At 54.0% G+C, this 4,058-nt stretch carries 4 protein-coding genes; 3 read left to right on the top strand and 1 reads right to left on the bottom strand.

Annotation, left to right across the window (positions count from 1 at the left end; genetic code table 11):
- The 3 genes from CDO46_RS28205 to CDO46_RS26650 all read left to right on the top strand — a co-directional run.
- Positions 1-90: IS3 family transposase (locus tag CDO46_RS28205; RefSeq protein ID WP_140416819.1), on the top strand; the 90-nt coding region annotated here is incomplete at its 5' end.
- Positions 91-507: 417 nt separating this feature from the next.
- Positions 508-1,203, top strand: a complete 696-nt coding sequence (locus CDO46_RS26645) for a heavy metal response regulator transcription factor (RefSeq protein ID WP_087778965.1) — start codon at positions 508-510, stop codon at positions 1,201-1,203.
- Positions 1,187-2,533 (top strand): heavy metal sensor histidine kinase, encoded by a 1,347-nt coding sequence (locus CDO46_RS26650; RefSeq protein ID WP_087841603.1) that lies wholly within the window; start codon positions 1,187-1,189, stop codon positions 2,531-2,533. The genes CDO46_RS26645 and CDO46_RS26650 overlap by 17 nt, the downstream gene beginning before the upstream one ends.
- 22 nt (positions 2,534-2,555) lie before the next feature.
- Here the strand turns inward: CDO46_RS26650 and CDO46_RS26655 are convergent, their stop codons facing one another.
- A complete protein-coding gene (locus tag CDO46_RS26655) occupies positions 2,556-3,830 on the bottom strand; it encodes a sensor histidine kinase KdpD (protein WP_087778969.1) in 1,275 nt (424 codons plus the stop codon).
- Positions 3,831-4,058 lie beyond the last annotated feature (228 nt).

Below are 4,058 nucleotides of genomic sequence, written 5' to 3' on the forward strand. Positions count from 1 at the left end.
GACTACATCGAGCGGTTCTACAACACAAGGCGCCAGCACTCAACGCTGGGATACGTCAGCCCCATGCAGTTCGAGGCGGCGGTTTGTTAGGTTAAACAACCTGTCCGGAGAGGCGGGGCAAGCCCACTCGTTCTTCACTAGCACCGACTATCGAAACTTCACCGAGTCTCGTAATTTCAGCGGTCGGCAGTTTGCACTTGGTCTACAACATCGCTTCTAGCGTTTAGGCGCAATGTAATTTTTTGACCTCAGCCACTCGCTCTCGCCCGATCTCTCAAGATCGAGTCGGCTGGGTCTCTACCTCCGATCAGAGCCAACTAACACGCATGGTAGCCCTCGACACCAAACGCACGCGCCCGACAGACATGATATATATAGGCACAGGCTGGCGTTTTGCCTCAGCCAAGCAAGGCGAAGCTCTCCTCGATTACTCCTGGCGCACGAATCGCTCTAATTCTGGAACAAGCGCCCACCCCATAGTTATATTGACTTCCTGTAAAATCAGCGATGAAGCTGCTAGTTGTTGAAGACGAAAGAAAGTTGGCGGCCTACCTTGCCCGTGGCCTCCAGGAAGAGGGATATCAAGTCGACGTGGCTCACACCGGGTTGGACGGATTGCATCTGGCTGTCGAGTTTGACTATGATTTGATTTTGCTCGACTGGATGTTGCCAGGCGTGGACGGATTCTCCATATTGCAGGTACTCCGTAGGACGCGCAAAACTCCTGTTTTGATGCTAACCGCTAAGAGCGATGTTGATGATCGCGTGCGCGGTTTACGTGCTGGTGCCGATGATTACCTCACCAAGCCCTTTTCGTTTTCCGAACTCATAGCCCGCGTAGAAGCACTGCTGCGCCGCGGCGGATCGGAATCGGCCGACGCACCCCAGACCATGTTCAAAATGGCTGACCTTGAGGTGGATTTGGTCAAGCACCGAGCCCGGCGAGGCGACGAAGTGCTGGACTTGAGTCCCAAGGAGTTTTCACTGCTCAAGCTGTTCCTAGAACATCCTGGCAGAGCGCTCACGAGAACCTTCATTGCCGAACACGTGTGGAACATCAACTTCGATACCGAGACGAACGTTGTCGAAGTAGCGATACGCAGACTGAGACTCAAGCTCGACACACCTTTTCCCAAGCCCTTGTTACACACAATACGTGGCGTAGGCTACATTCTCGAAGATCGTGATGCCCCCCCCAAGTAAGGTACGCTCACTCGGTAAAGAGCTTTCTTTCCGCTTGGCCTTACTAACGTTCTGCGGTTTGGCTTTGGTCAGTGCTATCGTCTATATTGCAACGGCCGTCCAGTTGGACGATCGACAAACCAGCCAACTTCTGCAATATAAAAAACTTGTGGAACATCTGGCTGCGGAGCACTCCCGCGCCCACGAAGCAGATCTCTTCAACCACAAGCTCGACGACCTGTTCGGTGGCCGCGCGGACATTTCGCTGACTCTAAAAACCGCAGCGGATGTACCTACATATGCGAGCAAGTCCTCGATAGGAGGATCTAGACGTACCTATCAGTTTATGCTCGCCACAGGTAGCGACGACCAAGCTCGAACGACGGCTATCCTTACGCTGTCTACACAGAGAGATGACCAGTTGCTTCGGCATCTCGCTTTGACCTTATTCATCGTCGCATTGGGCGGAGCGTCCATCGTCTCGACATGTGGATTCTTTTTGGTGCGATGCGGCTTGGCGCCGGTCGGGCACTTGGTGCGACAAGTCAAGGCAATCCCGACCAGCCGGATCCATACGCAGTTGGACGGTTCTTTACAACCTGTAGAGCTCCAGCCCCTCGTAGAACAGTTTAACGCACTCTTACACCGGCTGGACCAAGCGTATGAGCAACAAAAGGGGTTCAATGCCGATGTTGCACATGAGCTTCGTACGCCATTGGCGAACATGACTGCGAATAGCGAGCTTGCGCTGATCAGTTCTGCAGACCAACAAGCACTGCGCGACGCCCTCGAATCCAATCTCGAAGAGCTAGGCCGCATGACGACAATCATCAGTGACATGCTCTTCCTCGCTCAGGCTGACCGAGGTGAAGAGGCAAGAAAAAGTCAGACGAGCAGTCTTTTGAACGAACTCCGCAACGTACTCGTCTATTACGAGGAAACTTTAGAAGAAGCGGACCTCAGAATCACGACAGAAGGTGATGCCGCGGGCGAATATGACATCTCCCTGCTAAGAAGGGCCATCTCGAATCTGGTCGAGAACGCCGCACGTCATGCGACCAAAGGCAGCGTCATTCTGCTACGGTTGTTGCGCGAAGGAACGAACACCGTGATCGAGGTAGAGAACACGGGGAGCCCAATTCCCCCAGAGCAGTTGGATCGCATCTTTCAACGCTTTTACCGAATCGCTGAAAATCACAGCAACCATCGGCGCAATCACGGGCTTGGTCTCTCGATCGTCGCAGCGATCGCCAGGATGCATGGAGGCCAAGCATTCGCTCACTCCTCCGAGACAACGACGCGCATCGGGCTTCGCCTGCCCACGCATGCCAACTCTCCCAAACTTCTCTAGAGATCGAATAAGGAAGCGCCGCTCACGGGTAAGTGCTCTCGGAGTAGTCTATGCGTACAGCGGTGCCGCCCCCCTCGCTCCTGGACGCACGAATAGGCCATGCCAACCGTTCCGCTAGAATGCTTACCACGACCAGACCCAGCCCTGACGACTTTCGCCTATTCCATGGGTCGTCTTTACTCAATGTAGTCAACAGGTCAAAGCCGGCATCATCGAGCCCGCCGCCCTGATCGCACACTTCAAGATAGTCTCTCTCCACCACCACGGCGATGAGCCCCACGGTATGCCGCAAGGCATTCTGAAGAATGTTGACCAAGAGCATCTTCGCCAAAGATCGATCAGCGAACGTGACGGTATCACGTCGCTTGACTACGGAAATGCGAGAAGTACTAGCATCTACATTCGCTAGATCGGCAAGCGCTTCGGTCAACAATTCGACGACATGAAAACGCTCTTCTCTAGTAGGGATCTCCTGCTTACGTCCCATCTTTAGAACCACTTCGAGGTTACCTGCCATCTCTTGAGCAGCCCGTTGCGCGCGTGTCAGCGTCTTCAAGTCTGCTTCCCCTAACCCCCCTCTGTCTCTCATGACATTCAACGCCCCGGTTACCACAGCAATCGGCGTACGCAACTCATGACTGGCCAATCGCAAAAGCGTTCGCTCCCTAGCGATATACGCTTCAAGTTCCCGCAGAAAAATATTGAAATTCTCCGCAATGGAATTCAGCGCTGAATCGTGAAACTCTGTGGGCACTCTGTCAATTGTTTCGCTGGGCCGGGTCCTATCAATCATCAGCGCGAGCGAGCGAATCGGTCGTACAAGCCGCAGCCCCCCGACTCTGGCCAGGAAGAACGCCACGATCAGAACCAGAAAGCTCGTGCCCCACACTCCTCGCTCAAGGAGGACAATCTCGTTCTCGAAGAGAGTGATGTCTCTGGCCAAATAGAACGTACCACCTTCCACCGGTGTAATAGCGACGAGGAACGTCTTTTCGTTAAAAAAGACGTCGTCTGAAAAGGGTGCCTTCCGACCTTGAAATAGCTCGGGGAGCTCGATCTGGCTTAGTGACTCCGTCGGGACATAGAGGGCCATCATCCCTGGCGATGACCATTGCATCGGGGCACCCGTTGTCACCGCACCAACGAGCGCCTCTCGAATCTGCCGCATATCCGTACGCAACATGGCTCGCTCAATACCTTCATGAGCCATCATTGACACTAGCACGACGGCGGCCAGGCAGAAGCCCGACACGGAGGCAACCAGCCACTGAATCCGAGTTGATATCGACCGGGTCATTTCACTCTTCGTCAGGTTGAATTAGCCTGTAGCCCCGCCCTCTTATTGTTCTGATTAAGTCAGCATTTACGGTTATCTTTAGCAGACGCCGCAAGTTGTATTGAATCACACCGGGAATCGCGGAGGCTGTTTTGTTAAAGTAAAACAGATTCCGCAGCGGATGCCGCGAGTTGTCGATAGTAACGCTCTTCGGCTTCTGCCGGCGGGATATCACCGATCGATCCGAGC

Origin of the sequence: Pigmentiphaga sp. NML030171, from assembly GCF_002188635.1 — a bacterium.
GTDB lineage: Bacteria > Pseudomonadota > Gammaproteobacteria > Burkholderiales > Burkholderiaceae_B > Pigmentiphaga > Pigmentiphaga daeguensis.